The 22590-nt window shown below is 64.5% G+C and carries 23 protein-coding genes, 1 tRNA gene and 2 pseudogenes; 7 read left to right on the top strand and 19 right to left on the bottom strand.

Annotation, left to right across the window (positions count from 1 at the left end):
• Window positions 1-27 precede the first annotated feature (27 nt).
• Entirely contained in the window at window positions 28-1119 is a 1092-nt protein-coding gene (locus RXV88_RS00635) for a tricarboxylate transporter (RefSeq protein ID WP_316289747.1), read from the bottom strand.
• 103 nt (window positions 1120-1222) lie between these two features.
• Here RXV88_RS00635 and RXV88_RS00630 point away from each other — a divergent pair, with 103 nt between their 5' ends.
• Both RXV88_RS00630 and RXV88_RS00625 read left to right on the top strand, forming a co-directional pair.
• Window positions 1223-1894 (top strand): response regulator transcription factor, encoded by a 672-nt coding sequence (locus tag RXV88_RS00630; protein WP_316289745.1) that lies wholly within the window; start codon window positions 1223-1225, stop codon window positions 1892-1894.
• A complete protein-coding gene (locus RXV88_RS00625) occupies window positions 1891-3276 on the top strand; it encodes a sensor histidine kinase (RefSeq protein WP_316289744.1) in 1386 nt (461 codons plus the stop codon). The genes RXV88_RS00630 and RXV88_RS00625 overlap by 4 nt, the downstream gene beginning before the upstream one ends.
• Before the next feature lie 6 nt (window positions 3277-3282).
• Here the strand turns inward: RXV88_RS00625 and RXV88_RS00620 are convergent, their stop codons facing one another.
• The 10 genes and pseudogenes from RXV88_RS00620 to RXV88_RS00580 form a co-directional block, all read right to left on the bottom strand.
• On the bottom strand, window positions 3283-4164 hold the full coding sequence (locus RXV88_RS00620; protein WP_316289743.1) for an NAD(P)-dependent oxidoreductase: 882 nt from the start codon (window positions 4162-4164) through the stop codon (window positions 3283-3285).
• Window positions 4165-4196: 32 nt separating this feature from the next.
• The gene (locus RXV88_RS00615; protein WP_316289742.1) at window positions 4197-4856 is read right to left on the bottom strand and encodes a dienelactone hydrolase family protein; all 660 of its coding nucleotides are present in this window, start codon (window positions 4854-4856) and stop codon (window positions 4197-4199) included.
• A 54-nt stretch (window positions 4857-4910) separates the two neighbouring features.
• Window positions 4911-5885, bottom strand: a complete 975-nt coding sequence (locus RXV88_RS00610; protein WP_316289741.1) for a TAXI family TRAP transporter solute-binding subunit — start codon at window positions 5883-5885, stop codon at window positions 4911-4913.
• Between the two features lie 2 nt (window positions 5886-5887).
• Entirely contained in the window at window positions 5888-7801 is a 1914-nt protein-coding gene (locus RXV88_RS00605; protein ID WP_316289740.1) for a TRAP transporter fused permease subunit, read from the bottom strand.
• A complete protein-coding gene (locus RXV88_RS00600) occupies window positions 7798-8679 on the bottom strand; it encodes an amidohydrolase family protein (protein ID WP_316289739.1) in 882 nt (293 codons plus the stop codon). Before RXV88_RS00600 ends, RXV88_RS00605 begins: the two co-directional genes overlap by 4 nt.
• The gene (locus tag RXV88_RS00595) at window positions 8676-9764 is read right to left on the bottom strand and encodes a 4-oxalomesaconate tautomerase (protein WP_316289738.1); all 1089 of its coding nucleotides are present in this window, start codon (window positions 9762-9764) and stop codon (window positions 8676-8678) included. Before RXV88_RS00595 ends, RXV88_RS00600 begins: the two co-directional genes overlap by 4 nt.
• Window positions 9757-10428 carry a 4-carboxy-4-hydroxy-2-oxoadipate aldolase/oxaloacetate decarboxylase gene (locus tag RXV88_RS00590; protein ID WP_316289737.1) on the bottom strand — a complete coding sequence of 224 codons (672 nt, stop codon included), beginning with the start codon at window positions 10426-10428 and terminating at the stop codon, window positions 9757-9759. Before RXV88_RS00590 ends, RXV88_RS00595 begins: the two co-directional genes overlap by 8 nt.
• Before the next feature lie 22 nt (window positions 10429-10450).
• Entirely contained in the window at window positions 10451-10882 is a 432-nt protein-coding gene (locus RXV88_RS00585) for a VOC family protein (protein WP_316289736.1), read from the bottom strand.
• Window positions 10883-11030: 148 nt separating this feature from the next.
• A pseudogene (locus tag RXV88_RS23690) lies at window positions 11031-11282 on the bottom strand (catechol 2,3-dioxygenase); the annotation flags it as partial.
• Between the two features lie 166 nt (window positions 11283-11448).
• Window positions 11449-12180, bottom strand: a complete 732-nt coding sequence (locus tag RXV88_RS00580) for a PIG-L deacetylase family protein (RefSeq protein ID WP_316289735.1) — start codon at window positions 12178-12180, stop codon at window positions 11449-11451.
• 102 nt (window positions 12181-12282) lie between these two features.
• Here RXV88_RS00580 and RXV88_RS00575 point away from each other — a divergent pair, with 102 nt between their 5' ends.
• Entirely contained in the window at window positions 12283-13482 is a 1200-nt protein-coding gene (locus tag RXV88_RS00575) for a LysR family transcriptional regulator (RefSeq protein ID WP_316289734.1), read from the top strand.
• A 54-nt stretch (window positions 13483-13536) separates the two neighbouring features.
• On the opposite strand, the gene RXV88_RS00570 is transcribed toward RXV88_RS00575, so the two are convergent.
• From RXV88_RS00570 to dapF, 4 genes are read right to left on the bottom strand one after another with little or no spacing between them, the layout of a single operon-like run.
• Complete coding sequence (locus RXV88_RS00570) at window positions 13537-14229, bottom strand: CDP-alcohol phosphatidyltransferase family protein (protein ID WP_316289733.1); 693 nt, start codon at window positions 14227-14229, stop codon at window positions 13537-13539.
• A gap of 39 nt (window positions 14230-14268) precedes the next feature.
• A complete protein-coding gene (locus tag RXV88_RS00565) occupies window positions 14269-14892 on the bottom strand; it encodes an FMN-binding negative transcriptional regulator (RefSeq protein ID WP_316289732.1) in 624 nt (207 codons plus the stop codon).
• A gap of 2 nt (window positions 14893-14894) precedes the next feature.
• Window positions 14895-16148 (bottom strand): tRNA (N(6)-L-threonylcarbamoyladenosine(37)-C(2))-methylthiotransferase MtaB, encoded by a 1254-nt coding sequence (gene mtaB / locus RXV88_RS00560; RefSeq protein ID WP_316289731.1) that lies wholly within the window; start codon window positions 16146-16148, stop codon window positions 14895-14897.
• On the bottom strand, window positions 16145-16975 hold the full coding sequence (dapF, locus tag RXV88_RS00555; RefSeq protein ID WP_316289730.1) for a diaminopimelate epimerase: 831 nt from the start codon (window positions 16973-16975) through the stop codon (window positions 16145-16147). The genes mtaB and dapF overlap by 4 nt, the downstream gene beginning before the upstream one ends.
• 125 nt (window positions 16976-17100) lie before the next feature.
• Here dapF and RXV88_RS00550 point away from each other — a divergent pair.
• Window positions 17101-17176: transfer RNA gene (locus RXV88_RS00550), tRNA-Lys, on the top strand.
• Between the two features lie 555 nt (window positions 17177-17731).
• Here RXV88_RS00550 and RXV88_RS00545 read toward each other — a convergent pair.
• A complete protein-coding gene (locus RXV88_RS00545; RefSeq protein WP_316289729.1) occupies window positions 17732-18160 on the bottom strand; it encodes a GFA family protein in 429 nt (142 codons plus the stop codon).
• Window positions 18161-18389: 229 nt separating this feature from the next.
• On the bottom strand, window positions 18390-18743 hold the full coding sequence (locus RXV88_RS00540) for a hypothetical protein (RefSeq protein WP_316289728.1): 354 nt from the start codon (window positions 18741-18743) through the stop codon (window positions 18390-18392).
• A 149-nt stretch (window positions 18744-18892) separates the two neighbouring features.
• Here RXV88_RS00540 and RXV88_RS00535 point away from each other — a divergent pair.
• A pseudogene (locus RXV88_RS00535) lies at window positions 18893-19045 on the top strand (IS1380 family transposase); the annotation flags it as partial.
• A gap of 532 nt (window positions 19046-19577) precedes the next feature.
• Window positions 19578-19730, top strand: a complete 153-nt coding sequence (locus RXV88_RS00530) for a hypothetical protein (protein WP_316289727.1) — start codon at window positions 19578-19580, stop codon at window positions 19728-19730.
• Between the two features lie 29 nt (window positions 19731-19759).
• Here RXV88_RS00530 and RXV88_RS00525 read toward each other — a convergent pair whose 3' ends face one another.
• Both RXV88_RS00525 and RXV88_RS00520 read right to left on the bottom strand, forming a co-directional pair.
• The gene (locus RXV88_RS00525) at window positions 19760-20008 is read right to left on the bottom strand and encodes a hypothetical protein (RefSeq protein ID WP_316289726.1); all 249 of its coding nucleotides are present in this window, start codon (window positions 20006-20008) and stop codon (window positions 19760-19762) included.
• 467 nt (window positions 20009-20475) lie between these two features.
• A complete protein-coding gene (locus tag RXV88_RS00520) occupies window positions 20476-21393 on the bottom strand; it encodes a LysR family transcriptional regulator (RefSeq protein WP_316289725.1) in 918 nt (305 codons plus the stop codon).
• Between the two features lie 108 nt (window positions 21394-21501).
• Between RXV88_RS00520 and RXV88_RS00515 the strand changes: the two genes are divergently transcribed.
• The gene (locus RXV88_RS00515) at window positions 21502-22545 is read left to right on the top strand and encodes a D-cysteine desulfhydrase (RefSeq protein WP_316289724.1); all 1044 of its coding nucleotides are present in this window, start codon (window positions 21502-21504) and stop codon (window positions 22543-22545) included.
• The last annotated feature ends 45 nt before the right edge of the window (window positions 22546-22590 follow it).

The raw sequence follows: 22590 nt of genomic DNA, 5'->3' as shown, positions 1-22590 counted from the left end.
CGCGCAGTGGCGCGGGGGGCAGGGCGTTTACTTCAGCGAAACGCCGTAGGCTTCTTCAAGCCAGGCCTGCACAAAAGCCTTGGCCGAAGGCGGCACCTGCGTGCCCAGCTTGAGCGTGTTCTGCGCGGCCTTGCCGGTCATCTGCGGGTAGACGCCGAGGCGCGCCTCGGAGATCCCGGCGAAATCGTCGCGTGCCAGAACGTCGTTGAAGGCCTGTGTGAAGGTAGCGATCGCCTCTTCGGGCGCCCCTTTCGGCAGGAAGACCATCTTCTGCGCCGGGAAACCGGCGATGGCAAAGGCCTTCCACGCCTCCCACGCGTCGCCGCTGGTTTCGCAGGCGGGGGTGGCTTCGCAGACCTCCTTGAAGGACGGGATGTCGGGGAAGGTCGGATCGCGGACGATGTTGCCGTCGTCATCCAGCGCGCCCCAGGTCATCCACGGCACCGCCGCGCCGGACTCGACCAGCGGGGTGACGTTGGCCAGATAGGCCGACGAGGTCTGGTAATCGATATTCGCCTCGCCGCGCTCGAACATCAGGCGGCCGTCGCCGCGGCCCTTGATGCCGAAGACCGGCTCGACATTCATGCCCAGCATCTTCCACGCCAGCAGCGGCACCAGATCGAGACGGGTCGCCCCCTGGCTGCCCCAGATGAAGTCGTGCCCGGCAAGACCGGTCGCGTCCAGACCGTCGAGCATGCCTGCTTCCTCGGGCGGCAGATAGGCGACGCCGCCGGTGCCCGACGCCAGAACCACGTTCCAGTCGCCGTATTCATAGCGCACGCGCGGATCGCCCAGCAGATAGGGGAACTGCGTCGACCCCGAAGAACCGAAGATCACCGTGCCCTCGGTATCGTCCCAGGTCTGATCCTGGAACCAGTTGGCGCCCTTGGTCGAGCCTGCGCCGGGCATATACTTGACCACGACCGTGGGCTGGCCCGGCAGCGCCTCGCTCAGCAGCGGCGCATAGAAGTTCGCCCATTTGGCCGAGCCCCCAGATTCCGAGAACGGAATCACGAATTCGATGGTCTTGCCCGACATGTCGAGCCCGTGCCCTCCGGCAAAGGCGGACGTGGCCGCAACAGCAAAGCCGGCCGCGAGGGCCATTTTCTTGATCGTCATAGTTTCCTCCCTTGGCGGCTGACCCGCCCGATCTCAGTGCTTCGCGCACTTGATGCCCAGTATGTATCCTGCGAACCTTGCACGAAACTGACGAAGGCGGAAAATGCGCATCGCGATCATCGAAGACAACGAAAGCGTGGCCAAGGGCATCGCTTACCGCCTTCAGGACAGGGGCCACGCCACCGACCTGATCGCCGATGGCCATGCGGCTGAAGAGTTTCTCGAAACCGACGAGAACGACATCATCATCCTCGACATCAACCTGCCGGGGCGGGACGGTCTGTCGATCCTGCGGCGGATGCGGGCGCGGGGGGATCACCGTCCGGTGCTGCTGCTGACCGCGCGCAGCGCCACCAACGATCTGGTCGCCGGGCTGGATGCCGGGGCGGACGACTACCTCGCCAAACCGTTCGAGATGGACGAACTCGAGGCCCGTATCCGCGCGCTGTCACGCCGGGTGCCCAACGCCATGCAGACCGAGATCACGATGGGCCGGCTGCGCTATGTGCCCGATCAGCGGCTGGTCATGATCGACGGCGCGCCGCTGGAACTGCCGCGCCGGGAATTGTCGCTGCTCGACGCCCTGCTGCGAGCGCGCAGCGGCGCGAAATCCAAGACGGAACTGATCGAGACGCTCTACGGTACCGGCGCCGACGTGGCCGAAAGCGCGGTCGAGGCGCATATCTCGCGGCTGCGCAAGAAGCTCGGGCCGGTCGGGCTCGAAATCCGGGCGCTGCGCAACATCGGCTATGTCCTGCAGGAGCGGCAGGGGTGAAGCGTCTTTCGCTGCGGCTGCGGCTTTTCACGATCATCCTGCTGCCGCTGATGGTTCTGGCGCTGATGATCGGGGTCTGGCGGATCGGCGTGGCGCAGGCCACGGCGAAAGAGTTCTTCGACCGCAACCTCATGTTCACCGCCGTGGCGGTGTCCCGCGATGTGGCGCGCGGCGACGGCGACGCGCTGTCGCTGGAAACCGAAACGCTGCTGAGCGAAACCGCGGGCGGACCCGTGCGCTATCACGTCTACGGCCCCGATGGCGTTCTGGTCACCGGCTATGCCGTGCCGCCGATCCCCCCGGGGCGGCTGAGCCGCGACGTCGCCTTCGCCTATTACGACGCCACCTATCGCGGCGCGCCGGTGCGGGTGCTCAGGCTCAAGGACGAGGCCAGCATCGACAACCTGTCGGGCATCTTCACCATCACCGTGTGGCAGGATCTGGAGGCGCGGAATGCCTTCGTCTGGGCGCTGGCCCTGCGCTCGGCGGCGGTGATGGCCACCCTTTTGCTGGCGGTGGCGGCGCTGGTATGGTTCGGCGTGGCGATCGGCCTGAAACCGCTGACCGATCTGGAGGACGCGATCTCGACCCGCTCGCCCGAGGACCTGAGCCCGATCAAGCGGGCCGTCCCGGTCGAGGCGCGCGGGATCGTGTCGCAGCTCAACGCGCTGCTGGACCGGATGCGCTCGACCTTCGACGCGCAGGCGGCCTTCGTGTCGGATGCGGCCCACCAGCTGCGCAACCCCATCGCGGGGATGCGGGCACTGGGCGAGTCGATCCAGACCGCCGGAACGCTCGAAGCGGCGCGCACGCGGGCGGGCGATCTGGTGAGCGCGGCCGCGAAGGCCACCGATCTGGCCAACCGCCTGCTTACGCTGGAACGCGCGCGCGCGGAATCCGGGACCGAGGGCTTTGCCCGCGTCGATCTTTGCGCGCTGGTGCGGGACACGGTCAGCGACATGCAGCGCGCAACCAAGGCGCGCGGTGTGACACTGACGGCAAATGCAGCGGACGTGGGCGCGCATCTGGTGGACGCGCTGATGCTGCGCGAGGCGCTGACCAACCTCATCGACAATGCTTTGATGCACGGCGGCACGGGCCTGACCGAAATCGTGGTCACGCTGGGGCGCAGCGCCGGAACCCTTACACTCAGCGTCGAGAACGACGGCGCGAGCGTCGCCCCCGAGGACATCCCCAAGATCCTGGCCCGCTTTGGCCAGATGGAGCCCGGCGCGGGAAGCGGGCTCGGTCTTTCGATCGCCGATGCGGTGGCCAAGCGTCATGGCGGCACGCTGTCGGTGCACCCGCGCGAGCACGGTTTCGCGGTCACCATCACCCTGCCCGCGCAGGACAGGACCGACGCCGGGGCGCGGACCGCGTAATCGCGATCAGTCCGGCAGGAGCCGTTTTAGGTATTCCGACGCGAACCACAGGTGGTCGGGAACATCCCCCTCGGGCAGGGTCAGATCGGTTCCGGACAGAACGCGCTGCCAATGGGCCGTGGCGGTGGACATGTCCCCCGGCAGGCCCAGGTCGGCCAGCATCTTGGCGACCTCGTCCATCTCGGCGGCCCGGCGCTTGCCATGCACCAGCATGCGCTCGAAATTGTAGGCCGCGCGTTCGAGCACTTCGAGCCGGGGCGAGTCGGATTTGAGCGAGGGGAAGACCTCGTCCGCCACGTCCGCCGCGACGGCGGCGAGCACGCATTCGGCGGTCAGCGCCTCCAGCCCCTTGACCATGATCGACCGCACCATCTTGATCGAGGACGCCCGGCCGACCGCGTCGCTGACCACCCGCACATCCATCGGGAAACCCGCCATCACGGGCGCCATTCTGCTCGCGTCGGGTCCCGAGACGAGGCAGGGCACCATGTTGCGCAAAGGATAGACCGGGGCCAGGACGGCCACGTCCAGATAGCGCCCGCCCGCCGCTTCGACGGTCGCGGCAGAGCGCTGTTTCGAGCTGGGCGCGCAGCTGTTCATGTCGCACCAGACCGCGCCCTCGGGCAGGTGTGGCGCGCCCTGCCCTGCCGCCGCGACGGCCTGGTCGGCCGTGACCATGCAAAACACCAGTTCGGCATCTTTCAGGGCGTCGGCGGCGCTGGCGCAGGCCGTTACGCCAAGCCGCTCGGCCCGTGCCGCGATTTCCGGCGCGGTCGCCGGGTCGACCGTCTTGATGTCGAAGGCGCGGATCGGGCCGGGCTGTGCGTCGCCCCATCCCGAAATGATGGCGCTGGCCGCTTCGCCCAGCCCGATGAAGGTTATTCGCATCCTGTCCGCTCCTTCCCGCCTCGTGGCAACGACTACATATGCGCGCCGATGAAGGCTTCGGCGCGCGCATGCGCTTCCTCGGCCGCCGCCTCGACAAAGTCTGCCGGCCTATGATTGTTAGCGAAAGCATGGCCCGCGCCGGGGTAAAGGTGAACCCCCATATCCGGGAAGTAGGCGCGCGCAGCGTCGAGCATTTCGGGTGGAACGTGGCCGTCCTCCGCGCCGAAATGCCCCTCGACCGGGGCCTTGAGAGGCGCAAGCAGGTATTGGTTCAACCGGGTGCCGTAAAACGGCACCGCGCAGGCGATGTCGAGCACCTGCGCGGCGCGCAGCGCCAGCCCCCCGCCCCAGCAGAACCCGATCACCGCGACGTTGCCGCCCTTTGCCTTGAGCGCCTGCACCGCCGCGTCCACGTCTTTCATCGTGGTGTCGAGGTCGGTCGCCAGCATCATGTCGCGGCCGCGCGGGGCCTCGGAATAGGGGATGACCGCGCCTTTCTCGAACCGGTCGAAAAGCGCCGGGATCGCCACGTCATAACCCAGCGCGGCATAGCGGGCCGCCACGCCCTTGAGCTGGTCGGTGACGCCGAAGATTTCCTGCAGGATCACGATCCCGCCTTTCCGCGCGCCCTCGGCTTCGGTCATCCAGCAGTCCAGCTTGTGGCCGTCGGCTGCGGTGAGTTCGATCATCATGTCCCTGTCTCCTGTTGGAAAGGCGCGCGCGTCTCCGCGCGCGCCGGATTGGCGTTACTGCGGCGCGTCGATACCGGCCTCGGCATAGTATTTCAGCGCTCCGGGGTGATAGGGCACCGCCGAGGCCGGGGCCATCGTCTCGGCCTTGGCGCGGGCGAAGGCGCCGAAGCTATCCTTCAGCGCAGCGTTCTGCTCGACGACGGTCTTGGTCATCGTATAGACCAGATCCTCATCCACGTCGGCATTGACCATCATCACCCACGGGATGCTCATCAGGTTCGCGCCGCCGTTCTGCAAACCGTTGATCTTGTCGTTCTGCGGCAAAGACACGATGTTGCCCGCCGGCAGGAATTCCTTGAACGCCGCGACGCCCGCGTCGGAATTGTCTAGCGAGATGTAGCACAGCCCGCCGCGAACCTGCAGCTTGACCGCCGCCTGCTGGCCCGCGCCCGCGTTCAGGCTGACAAGGGCGATGTCCACCAGCCCGTCGCCCAGCGCGTTGATGCCCGCGACGAAGGACGCCACCGGCACCTGCTGGAAATCGTCATAGCTTAGCCCCGCATTGGCCAGCCCGCCGCCGATGTAGAAGGGGATGATCGTCGACGAGGTGTATTCCGACGCGATCCGCAGATCGCCCGCGCGCTCCTTGAGGTCGGCCACCGTCTTCAGCCCCAGGTCGCAGGGCGCCATGATCGAGGTGGTCAGCGGGAACATCACGCCCACCAGCCTGATGTTGGGGTTCGCGCGGTCGTAATTGCCGGTGCCGGAATAGGCGTATTCGGCCTCGACCCCGTTGGAAAAGCCGAAATCCACCTCGCCGTTGTTGATCAGCGGCAGGTAGCCCACCAGCGGCTGGGTGCGGGCGGTGATGCCAGCGTCGTTCGCCACCTTGGCCACCGCCTGACCCGAGTTATAGGCCAGCGAGCCCTGCGCGCCTGTCGCGATCGTCACGACCTGCGCGACAGCCGCCGTCGCCCCGAAGGCCAGCGCAAAAGCGCCGCCCGCTAGCGTCTTGGTCAGAAAATTCATCGTCATATCCTCCCTGGTTCTGACTTCGTTTCCTTTGGGGCCTTGATCCGCAGACCCCCTGCGAGAAGCACGGCGGCAATGGCCGCCGGTATGTGCAATGTCTCGGCCGCGGGCAGAAAGCCCAGCGGCAGCGTCAGCAGCCCGAGCGCGACAAACCCGATGCGCAAAAGGGCCGACAGGCGTTGCGCCCAGAACCCCACGATCCCCGCGGTGATCGCCGCGACGCCGACGCAGGCCAGCGCGAGGTTCAGCGCAATCGCGCCCCAACCGCCATTCATCAGGATCGCGGGCGTCGCCACGAAGATGAACGGCAGCATGAAGGCCGCCCAGCCTACCCGCATCGCGGCAAAGCCGGTGCCCAGCGGGTCGTCCTTGGTGATCGTCGCCGCCGCGAAGGCCGCAAGCGCCACGGGCGGCGTGATCATCGACATCATGCCGAAATAGAGGATGAAGAGATGCGCCGCGATGGGCTCGATCCCTGCCTCGACCAGCGACGGCGCGACGAGTGCCGCCAGCAGGACGTAGACGCCCGAGGTCGGCATACCCATGCCGAGGATGATGCAGATCACCGCCGAGATACCCAAAAGCAGGATCACGTTGGACCCGACCGCATCCACCAGCACCAGCGTCAGCGCAAAGCCCAGGCCGGTGATGTTCAAAATGCCGATGACAAAGCCCGCCGCCGCCACGACGAGGATCAGATCGACCATGCCGGTCCCGGTGTCGACGAAGGTGCGCCCGAGCGTCGACAGGGTCAGCCGTTGGCCGCGATAGCTGCGCAGGAAACTGACCGCGACGATGGCGACCGCCGACAGCAATGCGGAATCCGCTGGATCCATCCGCCACCAGAAGAGCGCGAACAGCAGCACCGCGAAGGGGATGATGAAATGCCAGCCCTCGGCCAGCACCTGCCGGACGGTCAGGCCTTCGACATCCGTTGGCGCGATCCGGTCGCGCCCGGCGATCAGATCGACCTGCAGAAAGACACTGAGGTAATAGAGCAGCGCCGGGATCAGCGCCGCCCCCGCCACGGTGAAATAGGAGATGTCCAGAAACTCGGCCATGAGGAAGGCCGCAGCCCCCATGATCGGCGGCGTGAGCTGACCGCCGGTCGAGGCCACGGCCTCGATCGCGCCGGCATCGCGTTTGGAATACCCGCCACGCTGCATCAGCGGGATGGTGACCACCCCGGTGGTCACCACGTTCGACACCGCACTGCCCGAGATTGACCCGAAAAGCGCCGAGCCGACGACCGAGATCTTGGCGCTGCCGCCGCGCGACCGGCCCGTCGCCGCCATGGCCAGATCGGTGAAGAACGCCCCGCCCCCCGCCGCAAACAGCAGTTTGCCGAAGAAGACGAAGAGCAGCACGATGATCGTGCCCACCGCCAGCGGCGTGGAAAAGACCGCGTTGGGGTCGAAGCCCACGTATTGCACCAGCCGGACCGGGCTGAGTTCCTTGCCGATCAGCCGCCCCGGCACCTTGTCGGCGAAGAGCGCGTAGATCAGGAACACGCCGACGATGGAGAAGAGCATCCAGCCTGCGCGGCGGCGGATGCCCTCCATCACCGTGACCACGACCACCGCGCCGATCATGGTGATCTGCCACGGCCGGTAGGCCTGCTCGCGCAGCAGCCAGACGAAATCGTAGGCCGCGTACATCAGCACGCCGAATACCGCCGCGGCGATCACCCCGTCGATCAGGCCAGCGCCGGCTTTGTCCTCGCCGCGAAAGTCGAATTTCAGGTAGGCGATGACCAGCGCCAGCCCAAGCTGAAAAGCCATGTATTGCTGGGTCAGCAGCGCAAAGCCCAGACGCGTCGGGGCCTCTATGTTCCACAGGATGCACGCCAGCACCATCGCGGTCGCCAGAACCGCGATAAGCCCGTCGCGCCATGTGGTCCGGGCTGTGGTCATGCGCCCTCCTCGGGCCAGTAGAGGCGCATGGGGTTATCGATCAAGAGCTTGCGTTGCAGCGCCTCGGTCGGGGCGATCCGGGGGATCACATCGACCAGCGCGCCATCGTCGGGCATGTGGCTTTTCATGTTGGGATGCGGCCAGTCGGTGCCCCAGAGCACCCGGTCGGGGAAGCGGTCCACAAGCCGCGCCGCAAAGGGCACCACATCGTCATATGGCGGGCCCGCGAGCGTCAGACGCTCGGGGCAGGAAACCTTGACCCAGACATCCTGATTTTCCTCCATGAACCGCAGGAAGGCGGCGAAGCCCGCGCCCTCGACGCCTTGCGCGACGTCAGGCCGGCCCATGTGGTCGACCACGACGATCCCCGGCAGCCGCCGGACCAGCGGCGCGACCTCGTCCAGATCCTGCGACTCGAAATAAACCACGATATGCCAGCCCAGCGCCGCTACCTTCGCCGCGATCCGTTCGAAGACCTCGTGCGGCGTGGCGTCGACCAGCCGTTTGACAAAGTTGAACCGGACACCGCGCACGCCCGCCGCGTGCATGGCCTTTAGATCGGTCTCGGAGACGTCCTCGCCCACAATGGCGACCCCGCGCGCAAGGCCTTCCGACGCCTCCAGCGCATCGACCAGCGCGGCATTGTCCCGCCCGTGGCAGGTGGCCTGAACGATCACGTTGCGCGACAGGCCCAGATGATCGCGAAGGGCGAAAAGCTGCTCTTTGGGCGCGTCGCAGGGCGTGTACTTGCGCTCGGGCGCGAAGGGAAAGACGGCGGCGGGGCCGAAGACGTGGCAATGGGCGTCCACCGCACCCGGGGGCGGCGTGTAGTCCGGTTTCTTGGGCGAGGGGTGAAACGGCAGATAATCGGGGGTCATTCCGCAGCCTCCTGCAGGGATTGAACGGGGTCGGCGGGAAAGACGGTGCCGTCCATCAGTTTCCGCGCGGTGCGCAGCACCTCGGCCCGGGTCACTGTTGTGCCCTCGACACTGCCGACGACCGTCATCTCGCCGGTGGGATGTTCCACCGACAGCGGTTTGGCGTCGCCTTCTGGGATTTGCGCCAGATCGTGGCCGACAGCACCGGGCGTGAGACAGGCGGTGGCGACGCTGACCGCGCCCAGCACGCCGATGGTCTTGTGACAGCGGTGCGGAATGAACGTCCGGGTCGAGATCGCGCCGCCGCGCTGCGGCGCGCTGACCATGGTCATCTTGGGCACCGACTTGGCCGCCACGTCGCCCAGGTTCATCAGCGGCCCGGCCTTGAGCCGGATCGCTTCGAGCCGCGCGCGCAGGTCGGTATCGGCCTCAAGCTCGGCCGGACTTTCCTGCCCGGTGATCCCCATGTCCGACGCGCGCATGATGACGCAGGGCATGCCGTTGTCGATCAGCGTCACCGCGACCCCGTCGATTTCGTCCGCCACGCGGCCCGTCGGGAAGAGCGCGCCGCAGGTCGACCCGGCGGTGTCGCGGAATTCGATGGGTACGGGTGCCGCACCGCCCGGCACGCCGTCGATATGGGCGTCGCCGGAATAGGACACGACGCCACCCGGCGTGCGCACCCGCGCCACCGCGATCTGGCCGGTGTTCTCCATGTAGATGGTGACCGGTGTCTCGCCATCCTGCGCGGGCACCAGCCCGCGTTCGATGGCGAAGGGGCCGACACCGGCGAGGATGTTGCCGCAGTTCTGCGCATCCGTGACGATGGCCTGATCCACGAAGACCTGTAGGAAGAGGTAATCGACATCGACGCCGGGACGGTCCGAGGGACCGACCACCGCCACCTTGGAGGTCAGCGGATCGGCCCCGCCCATCCCGTCGATCTGGCGCGGGTCGGGCGAGCCCATGACCCCCAGCAGCAGCGCATCGCGCGCCGCCGGGGCCGTGGGCAGATCGTCCCGCAGGAAGTAGCCGCCCTTGGACGTGCCCCCCCGCATCCACATGCAGCGCAGCCCGTCAGACATATTTCAGCCCCTTCTCGGCCAGCCGGGGGCGCATGTCGTAGATATCGAGCCCCAGCTCGCCGGCCGCGAGCCTCTGGCGCTTGGCCTCTTCGGCGTCGATGCGGGTCTGCGCCGCCTCCATGACCGCCGCCGCATCGGCGCGCGGCACCACGCAGACGCCGTCGTCATCCGCGACGATCACGTCGCCCGCGTTCACATGCGCCCCGGCGCAGACGATGGGCACGTTCACCGACCCAAGCGTTTCCTTGACCGTGCCCTGCGCCGAAACCGCCGTCGACCAGACGCCGAAACCCATCGCGCGCAGGTCGCGCGTGTCGCGGACCCCGGCGTCGATCACCAGCGCCCGGCAGCCCCGCGCCATGGCCGAGGTGGCCAGCAGATCGCCGAAATAGCCCATGTCGCAGGGGGCCGTCGGGGCCAGCACCATGATATCGCCGTCGCGCAGCTGCTCGATGGCGACGTGGATCATCCAGTTATCCCCCGGTGCGGCGCTGATGGTGACGGCCGACCCGGCGATTGCCATGTCCTGCTGGATCGGCCGCATCTTAGCCGACATGAGCCCGGTGCGGCCCTGCGCCTCGTGCACGGTCGCGACCCCGGCGGCGCCCAGCCTTGCGATGAGGGCGGAATCGGCTCTTTCGATGTTCTGAACCACAACCGGCATGGCGGCTCCTTTTGGTCTCGTCTTATATCATGCGACGGGCAGTCTGCCCTGCCGTGTCACGGGCGGTGACCCGTGGGTGTGAAAGCTGTCGATGGTCCTGAGCCCCTAGGCCTGACCCGTCTTGCGGTCCGCCTCGGTCCAGACGACAGGCTGGGGCGAGGATCAGCCGCGCACCCGCGTTGGCCAGTTCGACCCAGTTGCCCGCGGGCTCCCGGACACGACGAAAGAACGTGCCCTGAATGGCGTGCCTGTCCGGGCCGGTTTCGATATGAACCCCCGCTTCGAGGAAGAGGTCTGCGGCGCGCAGGATGTCCTCGCGCAGATCGGTTGCGTAGGTGACGTAATGCAGACGCCCCCGCCCGCCGCCGTGCTCTTCGGAGCAGGCCAGATCGCAGGTCTTGTTTTTGACCGCGAACCAGCAACCTCCCAGACGGCCGTTGTCCAGCGGGATCATCTAGGTGAGGCGCGCGCCCAGGCAGGTTTCCATGAAGCGCCGGGGCGTCGCCCGGTCCGGGCTCGGCCCGGCGGGTGTCCCAGTAAAGCGCGAACATATGCCCGAATGGGTCTTCGAAGCGGTAGGCGGGCCCGTGACCCATGCCGCCATCGACCCAGCCTTGGGTCGTGCAGCCCGATGCCTCGATCGCCACGACACGCCGCCCCAACGCCTCGGGCGAGGCGGCGCGATACCCGATATGGCCAACGTCGGTCGTTTTCGCCCGCGTCAGTTTGTGCGAATGGAATTCGTAATCGTCCCAGACCCGCAGATAGGCGCTCTGCCCGTTCTGGCCGGAGAGTTTTAGACCGTAGACGCCGGTGAAGAAATCCAGGCTTTCCTCGAACCGGTCGGTCAGCATCTCGACATGCCCGAGATGGGCCGTGTCGAATGACGGGAATGTCGCTGCAGTCATCCTCGGCTCTCCTCCTTGCCAGACACCGGGGCAGTGCGCCCCTGTCGGCAGCCCATCGCCTCCTCCAGCGATTAGCTACACCTATACCGCGCCACCCTGCCCGGCCCGGCGCTTACAATTCGTCGACCGTGCGCGGGAAGATCGACTGGAACCCTTCGGCGTATTTGCAATCGCGCCCGCCCGACATGCCGCCTGAATTTCGCTTGAAGTGATTGGCGCGCTGATGGGCGACGCGGGTGTAATAGTCCCACAGATGGACCTGCCCGTTCATGCATTCCATCGCCGCGCGCTTCTTGTCCCACACCGGGGTGATGTCCAGGAACGTGTCCGGCTTCCAGCCCATCTGCTCGGTCTGATGCGGCTCGAAAAGGTAAAGCTGCGGCGCGCCCAGCACCTTTTCACCCGGGTTGTGGCCCCAGGCCTGCGCGATCATCCGGCACTCCAGCGCCACCTGGGTCATGTACATGTGATCGGTGTTGTAGGGGTCGTATTGCGAGTGGCTCATCATGAACGCAGGCTGAACCCTGCGGATCAGATCGACCAGCGCGAACTTGTCGTCCTTGTCCATGTGCAGCGGGTAGTCGCCCAGATCGAAGCATTCCAGATGATGCGCGCCAAGCACCTCTGCCGCCGCTTCGGCCTCGGCGCGGCGGATCGCCTTGACCTCGTCGAGCGACTTGCCCTCTTTCCAGAGCCGCGCGCTTTCGCCCCTCTCGCCGAAGGACAGGCAGGCCACCGTCACCTCGTATCCCTTTTCCGCATGGAGCGCGATGGCGCCGCCGCAACGCCAGACGAAATCCGCGGCATGAGCGGAAATCACAAGTGCGGTCTTCTTGTCGGTCAACGGCCTCACCCTCCCCTTGGTGCCAGGACATGATCCGCGTTTTCCGCCTGCCGCACAAATTCGAATTTTGCGCGAGGTATCGAATTTGGCTATAAGCAGCGCATGACGCAGGCGGGCCGTTCTTTCAATCTCAGACATCTGCGCGCCTTCGTGGAGGTCTGCGACAGAGGCAGCATTTCCGAGGCCGCGGGGGTCGTGCACCTGTCGCAACCGGCGATCACCCACGCCATCGCGCGGCTCGAGGACCAGCTGCGCACCCGGCTTTTCCACCGCGCGCCGCGCGGGATGGTGCCCACCGCAGAGGGCGAACGATTCCGCTTCCGCGCCAGCCGGGCGCTCGATCTGCTGAACGGGCGGGCGGGGCGCGCGCGCAAACCCATGCCGCTGCGGGTCGAGACCCGCGCGACCGCCGCGCAGCTGGGCACGCTGATCGCTATCGGCGAGACGGGGTCTTATTCCGCTGCCGCCCGGGCGCTTGGGGCGGCCCAGCCCACGGTCTACCGCGCCGCGCGAGACCTGGAAGACGGCCTCGGTCTGCCGCTCTTTGAGAAAGCGGGCAGCGCCGTTCGCCTGTCCCGGCAGGGCGAGGCCCTGCAACAGGCCGCCCGGCTGATGTTCGCCGAGTTGGAACAGGCGACCGAGGAAATCGCCACGGCGCTCGGCCACGGCGCGGCTCGGGTGCGCATCGGCGCATTGCCGCTGGCCCGGGCAACAATCCTGTCCGAGGCCATCGACAGCGTTCAGGACGGCGCGACGCAGCTGCGCATCTATGTGGACGACGGTCCCTTTCCCGAACTGCTGCAAGCGGTTCGCACAGGCGCGCTCGACATTCTGGTCGGGGCGCTGCGCGATCCGCCGCCAGCGCGGGACATCCGGCAGGAAACGCTTTTCCTAGACAGATTGGCGATCTTTTGCGGGCCGGATCATCCGCTTATGCAACGTGGTGCAATCACGCCCGGAGATCTGCATTCCTTTCCCTGGGTTCTACCCAGATCGGGCACCCCGACCCGCAGCTATTTCGAACGCGCCTTCCCGTCGCTGGCCGAGGCCGTGGGCGAGACGCTGGTCGAAACCTCATCCATGGTGCTGGTGCGCCAGCTTTTGCAGTCGCGCCACCGGCTGACGCTGATTTCCCGGGCGCAGGTCGTCTCGGAAACGCGCCGGGGGTTGCTGTTTGAGTTGCCCGTCGCGCTCGACGACGCCCCGCGCGCAATCGGCGCGCTGTACCGGGCGGACTGGTATCCGACGAGCGGGCAAGCGATCTTTCTGCAGGCTCTGCGCGACGCAGGACGCCGGATGTAGACACGATAACGTGCCCACCTGCGAATTCCGTCAAGGCAGCAAGAAGGTCGCCGCTCAGCCCCGCGCCGGGATCAGCTGCTGTGCAACACCGGCGAAGACCAGATAGACCGACGTGGCGATCAGCCCCCAATGCGCCCAGCTTTCGGGGTGGAAATCGACCCAAGCGGCCCAGCCGGCGAAAAACGTCCACAAGAGCGCGATGGGCAACGACAGCATCCGCCAGCGCTCGGTCCGGACGGGGTGGATGAACTTCAGCGGCAGGAACATCGCCACCGCCAGCACCGCGACGATGGCCAGGATCACCCAGAAATTCGGCGTGATCGCGAAGAGCACCAGCACCAGCATGTTCCAGCATCCCGGAAAGCCCTGGAACGAATTGTCATCGGTCTTCATCCGCGTGTCGGCGAAATACATCGCGCTGGCGAAGGTGATCACGATGATGGCGAACCAGCCTGTCCACCCCGGCAAAAGGTCCGACTGAAAAAGCGCGAAGGCCGGAATGAAGACGTAGGTCAGATAGTCGATGATCAGGTCCAGAAGCACCCCGTCGAAGCGCGGGGCGTTCTTCTTGACGTGGTATTTGCGCGCCAGAGGCCCGTCGATGCCGTCCACCGCGAAGGCCACTACGAGCCAGAGAAACATCACCGACCACTTTTCTTGCGCCGCCGCCAGAAGGGCCAGCATGGCGAAGACAGCACCGGTCGCCGTGAAAAGGTGTACTGCAAGCGCGCGCGTGGTCAGTTTCATGCCTCTGTCATGGCGCAAATGTGCCGCAAGCGCAAATGGTCAGTCGGTCAGATCGGGCGGCGCGTCCATCAAGTTGGCGAGCGTGCCCAGATCGTTACCCAGACCGCCCCGCGCGTGACCGGCGGCGCGTTTTCGCACCTCGTCGGGCTTGTTCTGGCCCAGCTTCCAGGTGGCGTCGATGCCGGTCACTTCCAGCCGGAAGGGCAGGATCTGGCGCAGCATGCGGGCCTTCGCGTCGCCGCTCATCTTGTCCATGGTCCAGGGCCGCTTGTCGAGCCGCCCCTCGTAGGCTGCCGATTGCGCCTCCAGCACCTCTTCGATGCTTTCGGGGGGCATGGGGTGCAGTTGCCCCAGCAGGTGCACTGCGACGTAGTTCCAGGTCGGCACCTGATCGTCGATGCCGTACCAGTCGGGCGACACATAGCCGTCCGGCCCCAGCACGTCGAGCCGCGCGGGCGTGGCCGCGCGCACCGTCCGCGCGATCGGGTTCGAGCGCACCAGATGCAGAAGCGCACTCGTGCCATCCTCGGACAGCAGGAAGGGCACATGCGACAGATGCGGCGCGCCCTCGGCCGATACCGCCAAAACGCCGAAGCCACGCTCGCGGGCAAAGGCGAGGCTGCGCGCACGGTCGGTTTTGTGGAAGATAGGATTGGGATGCATGGTCAGGCCCGAAGTTGATGCCCGTCCTGCCCGGCAATCGTGACAGGCACGATCTGGCCGACGGGCTGAGGTTGGGAGAACCGCACCTCGGTGAATTGCTCGGTCCGGCCCATGTCGGGGGCTTCGGTCAGCACGTTGTGACGGCGCCCGATCTGCGCCTGCAGATGCCGGTCGACCTGCCGCGTACCGGCGGCGCGCAGCCGCGCCGCGCGCTCCTTGATCGCGCGCCCGTCGACCTGCGGCATCCGCGCGGCAGGCGTGCCGGGGCGCGGGCTGTAGGGAAAGACATGCAGCCAGGTCAGGCCGCATTCCTCTACCAGCTTCAGCGAGTTTTCGAAATGCGCCTCGGTTTCGGTCGGGAAACCGGCGATGATGTCGGCGCCGAAGGTCATGTCAGGCCGCAGCTTGCGCGCCTCTTCGGCAAAGCGGATGGCGTCGTCGCGCAGGTGGCGGCGCTTCATCCGCTTGAGGATCAGATCGTCGCCATGCTGCAGCGACAGGTGCAGATGCGGCATCAGCCGCGGCTCGGTCGCGATGGCGCGCATCAGGTTGTCGTCGACCTCGATACTGTCGATGCTGCTGATCCTGAGACGCGGCAGATCGGGCACCAGCCGCAGGATCCGCATCACCAGATCGCCCAGCCTGGGCTGCGACGGCAAATCCGCGCCCCAAGAGGTCAGATCGACCCCGGTCAGCACCACCTCGTTATAGCCCTGCTGGACCAGCCGCTTGATCTGATCCACCACGACACCGGCGGGGACCGACCGGGAATTGCCCCGGCCGTAAGGGATGATGCAAAAGGTGCAGCGATGATCGCAGCCGTTCTGGACCTGCACATAGGCGCGGCTGCGCGTGCCGAAGCCGTCGATCAGGTGACCGGCGGTTTCGGTGACCGACATGATGTCGTCGACCAGCACGGTTTCGGTATTGCCGATGAAATCCGCCGCCAGACGGCCCCAGGTTTCGGGCGTCATCTTTTCGGTATTGCCGATGACGGCGTCGACCTCTTCCATCCGGGCAAAGCTGTCGGGGTCGATCTGCGCCGCGCAGCCGGTGACGATCACCCGCGCCTGCGGGTTTTCGCGGCGCAGGCGGCGAATCTCCTTGCGGGCCTTGGCGACGGCCTCGTTGGTGACCGCGCAGGTGTTGACCACCACGGCATCGCCCAGCCCGGCCTGATCGGCCAGCGCCTTCATCGCCTCGGTCTCGTAGGCGTTGAGCCGGCAGCCCAGCGTGGTGAACTTGGGCGCGGTCATAGCGCGGCCAGCCAGTCAGGGGACAGCACCCCGTCAAAAACATGCGCCGTGGGGCCGGTCATCCAGACGCCATCCTCGCGCCAGTCGATCATAAGCGTGCCGCCATCGAGGTCGATCATGACGCGCCGGCCGGTCAGCCCGCGCCGCGCCGCCGCCACCGCCGTGGCGCAGGAACTGGAGCCCGAGGCCAGCGTCACCCCCACGCCCCTTTCCCACACGCGCATGCGGATGCGGTCGGGGCCGGTCACGCTGGCCACCTGCACATTGGTGCGCCGCGGATAGAGCGGATGGTGTTCATACCGCGGCCCGAACTGGTCGAGCGCCACCGCCTCGGCATCCTCGACGAAGAAGGTGCAATGCGGGTTGCCCATGCCGGTCGCCGTCGGCGCGCCCTCGATCGGCAATTCCAGCGTATCCATCGCCTCGGCCAACGGAATCTCGGCCCAGTCAAGCTGCGGCGCCCCCATGTTCACCGAGGTCAGCCCTCCGCCCGCATCGCACACAGGCAACGTGCCGCGATCCGTGGTCAGCGTCAGCGCCTCTCGCCCCGATTCGTCCATCAGGAAGCGCGCGATGCAGCGCGTGGCATTACCGCACGCCCCGCTTAACGACCCGTCCGCGTTGTAGAAAGTCAGATGCGCGTCCTGCGTGCCCTTGGTGATCACCGCCAGCTGGTCGAACCCCACCCCGCGATGCCTGTCACCCAGCGCCACCGCCAGCGCCGGCGTCACCTCCAGCGTGCGCGCACGCGCGTCCAGCACGACAAAGTCGTTGCCAAGCCCGTGCATTTTCATGAAGGGCAATCCGGTATCGCGCACAGCGGTCATGCCGAGCATATACGCCCTTCCCCGCCCCTCTTCCAGAGCCCCCGATGCCGGCCGCAAAAGACCCGGACTTTGTCGATTTTATGGGTTGACCCCCTGCAAGCGTCTTTCTAGATACACCGCCTAGTGGGCCGTTAGCTCAGTTGGTAGAGCAACTGACTTTTAATCAGTGGGTCGCAGGTTCGAATCCTGCACGGCTCACCACTAAAATCAAAGACTTATGGAAAAATGTGCGCGAGAGCCCAGTGCTCCAATAGACATATGGTAGACATTTGGCGGATTTCTTCCGCTGAGCTTAGCTTTGATGTTTGCCGCAGGAAGTCTCACGTAACGCCTTGCAGCACGGACTAGTGCCTCAGGGTCCGGACAACGCCCCTACACTTTAAGCTGACGCAACTGAGATAACGGCCCACTTGTGCAGGCAACCAACCCGGCACAGACCTCTCCGGTCCAGCTTTTGCGAGGGGGTGGGTATGGGCCACCGGGGGTATGTGCGTAATTCATATATGCCCTCTGCCAGTGAAGGGGTTGGAAACACTTGAAGCACTGAGCGTGACCAGCCCAAGGACATCTTCATCTAGCTTCATCAAGTGGGGATGCTGCAGGGCTAGGCTATGGAGAAATAATCGATCCCAACCCCAACGACGGTTTTCAACGGCTCCAGACGTTCGCCAAAATCGAGGTTAGGTCCGGCTTGCGGACAAAGCCGCCAACCGCTGAAATGACACCAGGGGTGACGGCTGTCGCGTGGCCATCGACCTATTCCGGAACTGTTTCTCCCGAACCTCCGAATTCGGAGGGGAAGTCTTTCATTTTCGGTAGGCCGTCCTTCATTGGAAGAACCGTTTCGGCGTAGTTGACGTGAATGCCCGGCTTGAACTCGAGGCTCGGAATTACCGCCGCATAGACATCGGTAAGGCCAAGGCCCGGATGCCCTGCCATTAGGTGTCCACCGCACTTTTCGCACCATTTCCGATCGCTGTTTTCGGTCTTGTTGTATTGCCTCACATACTCTTCGCCCTTCACAATCTTGACCTTGTCCGGGTCCCAGAGAGTGAATGCATTAACTGGACCGGCCGACCAAGACCGACAGCTTTCGCAATGGCAATAGCCCATACCGGCCGGTTCCCCGGTCACTTCGACTTCGACGGCTCCGCAGAAGCACTGACCTTTGTGCGTGTTCGACATGTTGTCCTCCCCCCCCCGATGTTTCAATAGCCCCATAATAGCATGACATCGATCAAACACGAAACTGACTCAACAACCGGCGGAAAGCGCACGGTCAGAAGGTCCGCTCTGGGCTCTTCCACGACATCTGAGCCTTTCTATAAGATGTCCGTTAAGCCCTCGTCAGCCGTCATCTAGGATTGGGCGAGGTCTAAGTGATGTCCGCTTTGGATGCAGCGCTCGTTAGTCTTCACTTAATCCTGAACTTCTCTTTCTCAGCTTCCGTCCAGCCCTTGAGTGCCCTGGAGTATTCTTTACCATCAGGTGTGCGGTACATGGGAGGGCGTTTAGCTTTACCGGTCTTGGGTTTGGCGACTGAAGACGAAGGACCTTCCTCGGAATGAGAGAAATCGTCTGCAAGATTTCGAACTCGAGATAGAAACTGTTCGGCTTCCTCATGGAAGTTGGCAGAACGGACCTTCGCAACCACCTCTTCTACCTTTGCATGAATTTCGCTAGCAACTTCTTCAAGTTCCAACTTCGCCTTTGACCGCACTTCAGCGATGATCTCCGACCAGTCTCGTTCTTCTTCTTTCTTAGCCATGTGTTTTCCTTAGTTTTCGCTGACCAACATTTCACATAAATATTGGTAACTCATTTTCTCCCAGTTACCTAAAAATTTTTTCAGTAACTGAATATGCTTGAGGGTACACTTGGATCAGTCTAGCTACGTGAAGGCGGTGTTGTACGTTCATTCTATCGAGTGCTGGAATAAGTCACAATCTGAGGCGGGATTCCCTCCAACGCGCGCCGCTGGAACCCCGACCGTCGCAGCTCAGTTCTGATGCAGGCCTGCTCATCTTGCGGGACCTCGATGATGCACTTGAGCTGTCCGATCTGACGTCGCACTATGTGGCCATATTGTGGACGTTATTGATAATCATTAATTTTCTCATCGGCTAAAGACTGTTAAAAGGGTTGCCAGAAGGTATTACCACTGATAAGGATTACGGGAATTTATTTTGAAATGAGAAAAAATGTTTGATCTGAAAATACTCACCTTTTTTGCGTTGGTTATGTCGCTAGTAACCTTGCCGACCTACGTGCTTTCTGAGGAGCCGAGGCAGTCGTTTCAACTAGCTCAAAGTTACAATTGCGGCGGCACCTGTGGGCGCTTCAGTAGCTGTAGAGAGGCTGTCTACCAATGGTGTGTATGCGGCTATAGAAGGGCCGACGGTGACGGAGACGGCGTGCCATGTGAGTCTCTTTGTGGACCCAGCTCGAGCTCGAACCTTGACCGGGTCCGGCAATATATGAGCGAATTTGGTTGCCAGTGACCGGGTCCTGAACACTTAGGCAGTCGAGTGCCCTATTGCTCCTTCAAACGTCTCGCCAACTCAATCACAAACGGGGACGGATTGTTCTTATTGCACACAATATGGATTTCTTCTTCTGCCCGTGTGAAGCCTACGTAAAAAAGTCTTCGCGCCACTTGATTTCGCAGGTTTCCTTTTCGCGAACGAACCGCTTGTCGATGCCGGGTATCGCCACGATGTTCGCGGGCACCGCGGGTTTGACCTGGATCTTGTAGGCGCGGTTATAGTCCAGCGCGTCAACGGTCTAGAGTTCCGGGCGCTTGATCTTGATATCGGCACCATCGCCGCTGGACATCTTGAGGTTTGCCACCTCTTCGAACGATGCCGCCGCGTCGAAATCGGGAACGTCGGCCAGTTTCAATCCGACGGTTTCGGCCATCGCGCGCGCCACCTCTGCTGCGTTGGTGGTTCCCCAGTTGAGTTGCGCAATCGCCTTGGCGCGTTCAAGCTCCGTGCCGATTTCCGGCGCGCACTTTGCCGCGATCTTCAGCAAGGTGTCGTCCGCCGATCCGTGTGATCAGGGGGGTCCGAATATTTCTTGATCACTTTGGGCATGAATCGGACCCTTGATGAGCCAAAGCGGAAAACGGTCGAGTTTCAATGAACCGATTGCGCAGTGGATCCGCCGTATGCGCTACAGAAATCGAAAACGCCGGGCCGATGGGCTCGGGCGGATGCGTATGACCGACATTCGCGTGGCCAGAACGCCCGCAGAAACGCCCTGAAAATATGCCATCTTTCCGAATTTCTTGATCCGCGCCAGCGGTCGGTCTGCCGGGCTTTCATGCCGCTGCAGGCAGCGATGCAAGGAATGGCTGGACCTGGTCCCGAGGCCATATCGAACCGATCATGCGCGGCAGGGCAGCCGGACCGGCGACATGGGACATCGTTGTTGCACCACCGCGCACTGCGTCAGCTTCGAGGGAAGGGCCGGATGGCCGTCAAAGGCCCGCCCGCGGGTCACGCCTCGGGCAAGAGCGACACCGATTGGCGGACTTCGAGGAACGACCAGATCGACCGCGTGGTCCGGTTCGACCGCTCGGTATTGCGAAAGAGCCGGATCGACAGATCGACGATCCAGTCCGGCTCGCCCGCCTGCACCAGAATGCCGCTGTCCACATCCGGCGCGACGAGGCTGCGCGGCAGCCAGGCCACGCCGTCGCCCGCCCGCGCCCGGATCCGCAGCGCTCCGGCCATGGAATTTTCATAGACCGTCTGCAACCGGCGTGACAGAAGCTTGTCCAAGAACAGCGGTTCGAGATGCGCACCGATCGGCGCGGCGTCGCCAAACCGCAGGTAGGGCATCTTGACCCCCGGCGTGTCGAAGCGAAAGAGCGGCAGGCCCTCGGCATCGGGTTTGCACACCGGGATCAGCTGGTCGTCGCCGATGGCGATGGAATCGACGCACATACCGCGCGGCGCATCGGCGCGCTGATAGGCGATCACGAAATCGACGCTTCCGTTCTTGAGATCGCGCATGCAGTTGGGCAGATCGTCGGCCCTGAGCCGCGACAGGATCGGGCCGTAGGCGTCCTCGAGCCCCTGAAGCCAGGCGGGGTAAAAACGCCATCCGATGGAATGCTGCGCGGCGAAGGTGACGACGTATTTGTCGGGCAGCGACTGTGCCTCGAGGATCTGGCTGCGCTCTTGTTCGATCCGCGCCGAGGCCTGCAATCCGGCCTCAAGGATCTGCGCACCCGCCTCTGTCAGGCGCACCGGCTGGCGCGACCGGTCGACAAGCGTGACGCCGACCCAGGCCTCGAGCGCCTTGATCCTCCGGCTGAATGCCGGCTGGCTGAGGTTACCGAGCGCCGCGGCCTGGGAAAAGTTCCCGGTCTGGCGCAGGCGTTCGAGATCGCGGATTAACAAAAGGTCCATAATTTAATCATAATGCAAAATTTGCATAATGCCATTTAAACATAGCATTGGATCGTGCCGGGGTTCTTGGTCACTCTGAAAGGGACTTTAGCTCCTGCAGGATTTGCCATGGCCGATACCGATACGCTTCCGCGCGACGCCGTCCGAATTGATTTCGAACGCTTCGCGCGCACCGACCTGTGCCACCGCCCCACCCCGATCGAGGCCATGCCGCGCCTGACCGAACATCTGGGCGGCCCGCGTCTTTTCATCAAGCGCGACGATTGCACCGGGCTGGCCATGGGCGGCAACAAGACCCGCAAGCTGGAATTCCTTGTGGGCGAGGCGATGCAGCAGAACGCCGACATGCTGGTCACCCAGGGCGCCGTGCAATCCAACCATGTCCGCCAGACGGCGGCGGCGGCCTGCAAGGTCGGCATGAAATGCCATGTCCTGCTGGAACGACGGGTGCCCGACCGCGCCGCGTCGTATGAGCAGACGGGCAACGTGCTGCTCGACAACCTCTTTGGCGCGACGCATGATTTCCGGCCCCCGGGGCTCGACATGAACGCCGAGGCGCAGGCGGTGACCGAACAACTGCGCGCCGAGGGGCACCGCCCCTATTTCATTCCCGGCGGCGGGTCGAACGCCACCGGCGCGCTTGGTTATGCCAATTGCGCGCAGGAGATCGCGGATCACGCAAGCGAGACCGGTCAGACCTTCGACTGGCTGGTGATGGGCACAGGCAGCACCGGCACCCAGGCCGGGCTCGTGGCCGGGTTCGAGGCAATCGGCCATGCGCTGCCGGTGATGGGCGTCAGCGTCCGCCAGCCGCGCGAACGCCAGATGAACGCGGTGCACGCGCTGACCCTGAAAACGCTGGAGAAACTCGGCGCCGACCCCATCCCGCTGAGCAAGATCCTCGTGGATGACGGTTATGTCGGCGAGGGCTACGGAATTCCCGCAGAGTCCACAATGGAGGCAATCCGCCTAAGCGCGCGGCAGGAGGGAATTCTTCTTGACCCGGTCTATTCCGCCAAGGGCATGGCCGGATTGATCGGCATGGTCCGGCAGGGCTTCTTCAAGCCGACCGACAACGTGCTCTTTCTGCATACCGGGGGGTCCACCGCGCTTTTCGCCTACGAAGACCAGATAAACCAATCGCTGAACTGACAGGACGCCGCAAAGGCGCACCAACAGCACCAACAGAGGAGAAGA

The sequence above is a fragment of the Aestuariicoccus sp. MJ-SS9 genome (assembly GCF_032586235.1).
Lineage (GTDB): Bacteria > Pseudomonadota > Alphaproteobacteria > Rhodobacterales > Rhodobacteraceae > Aestuariicoccus.
Note: the sequence above shows the minus strand (reverse complement) of the source record. Positions and strands in the feature narration are given on the sequence as shown.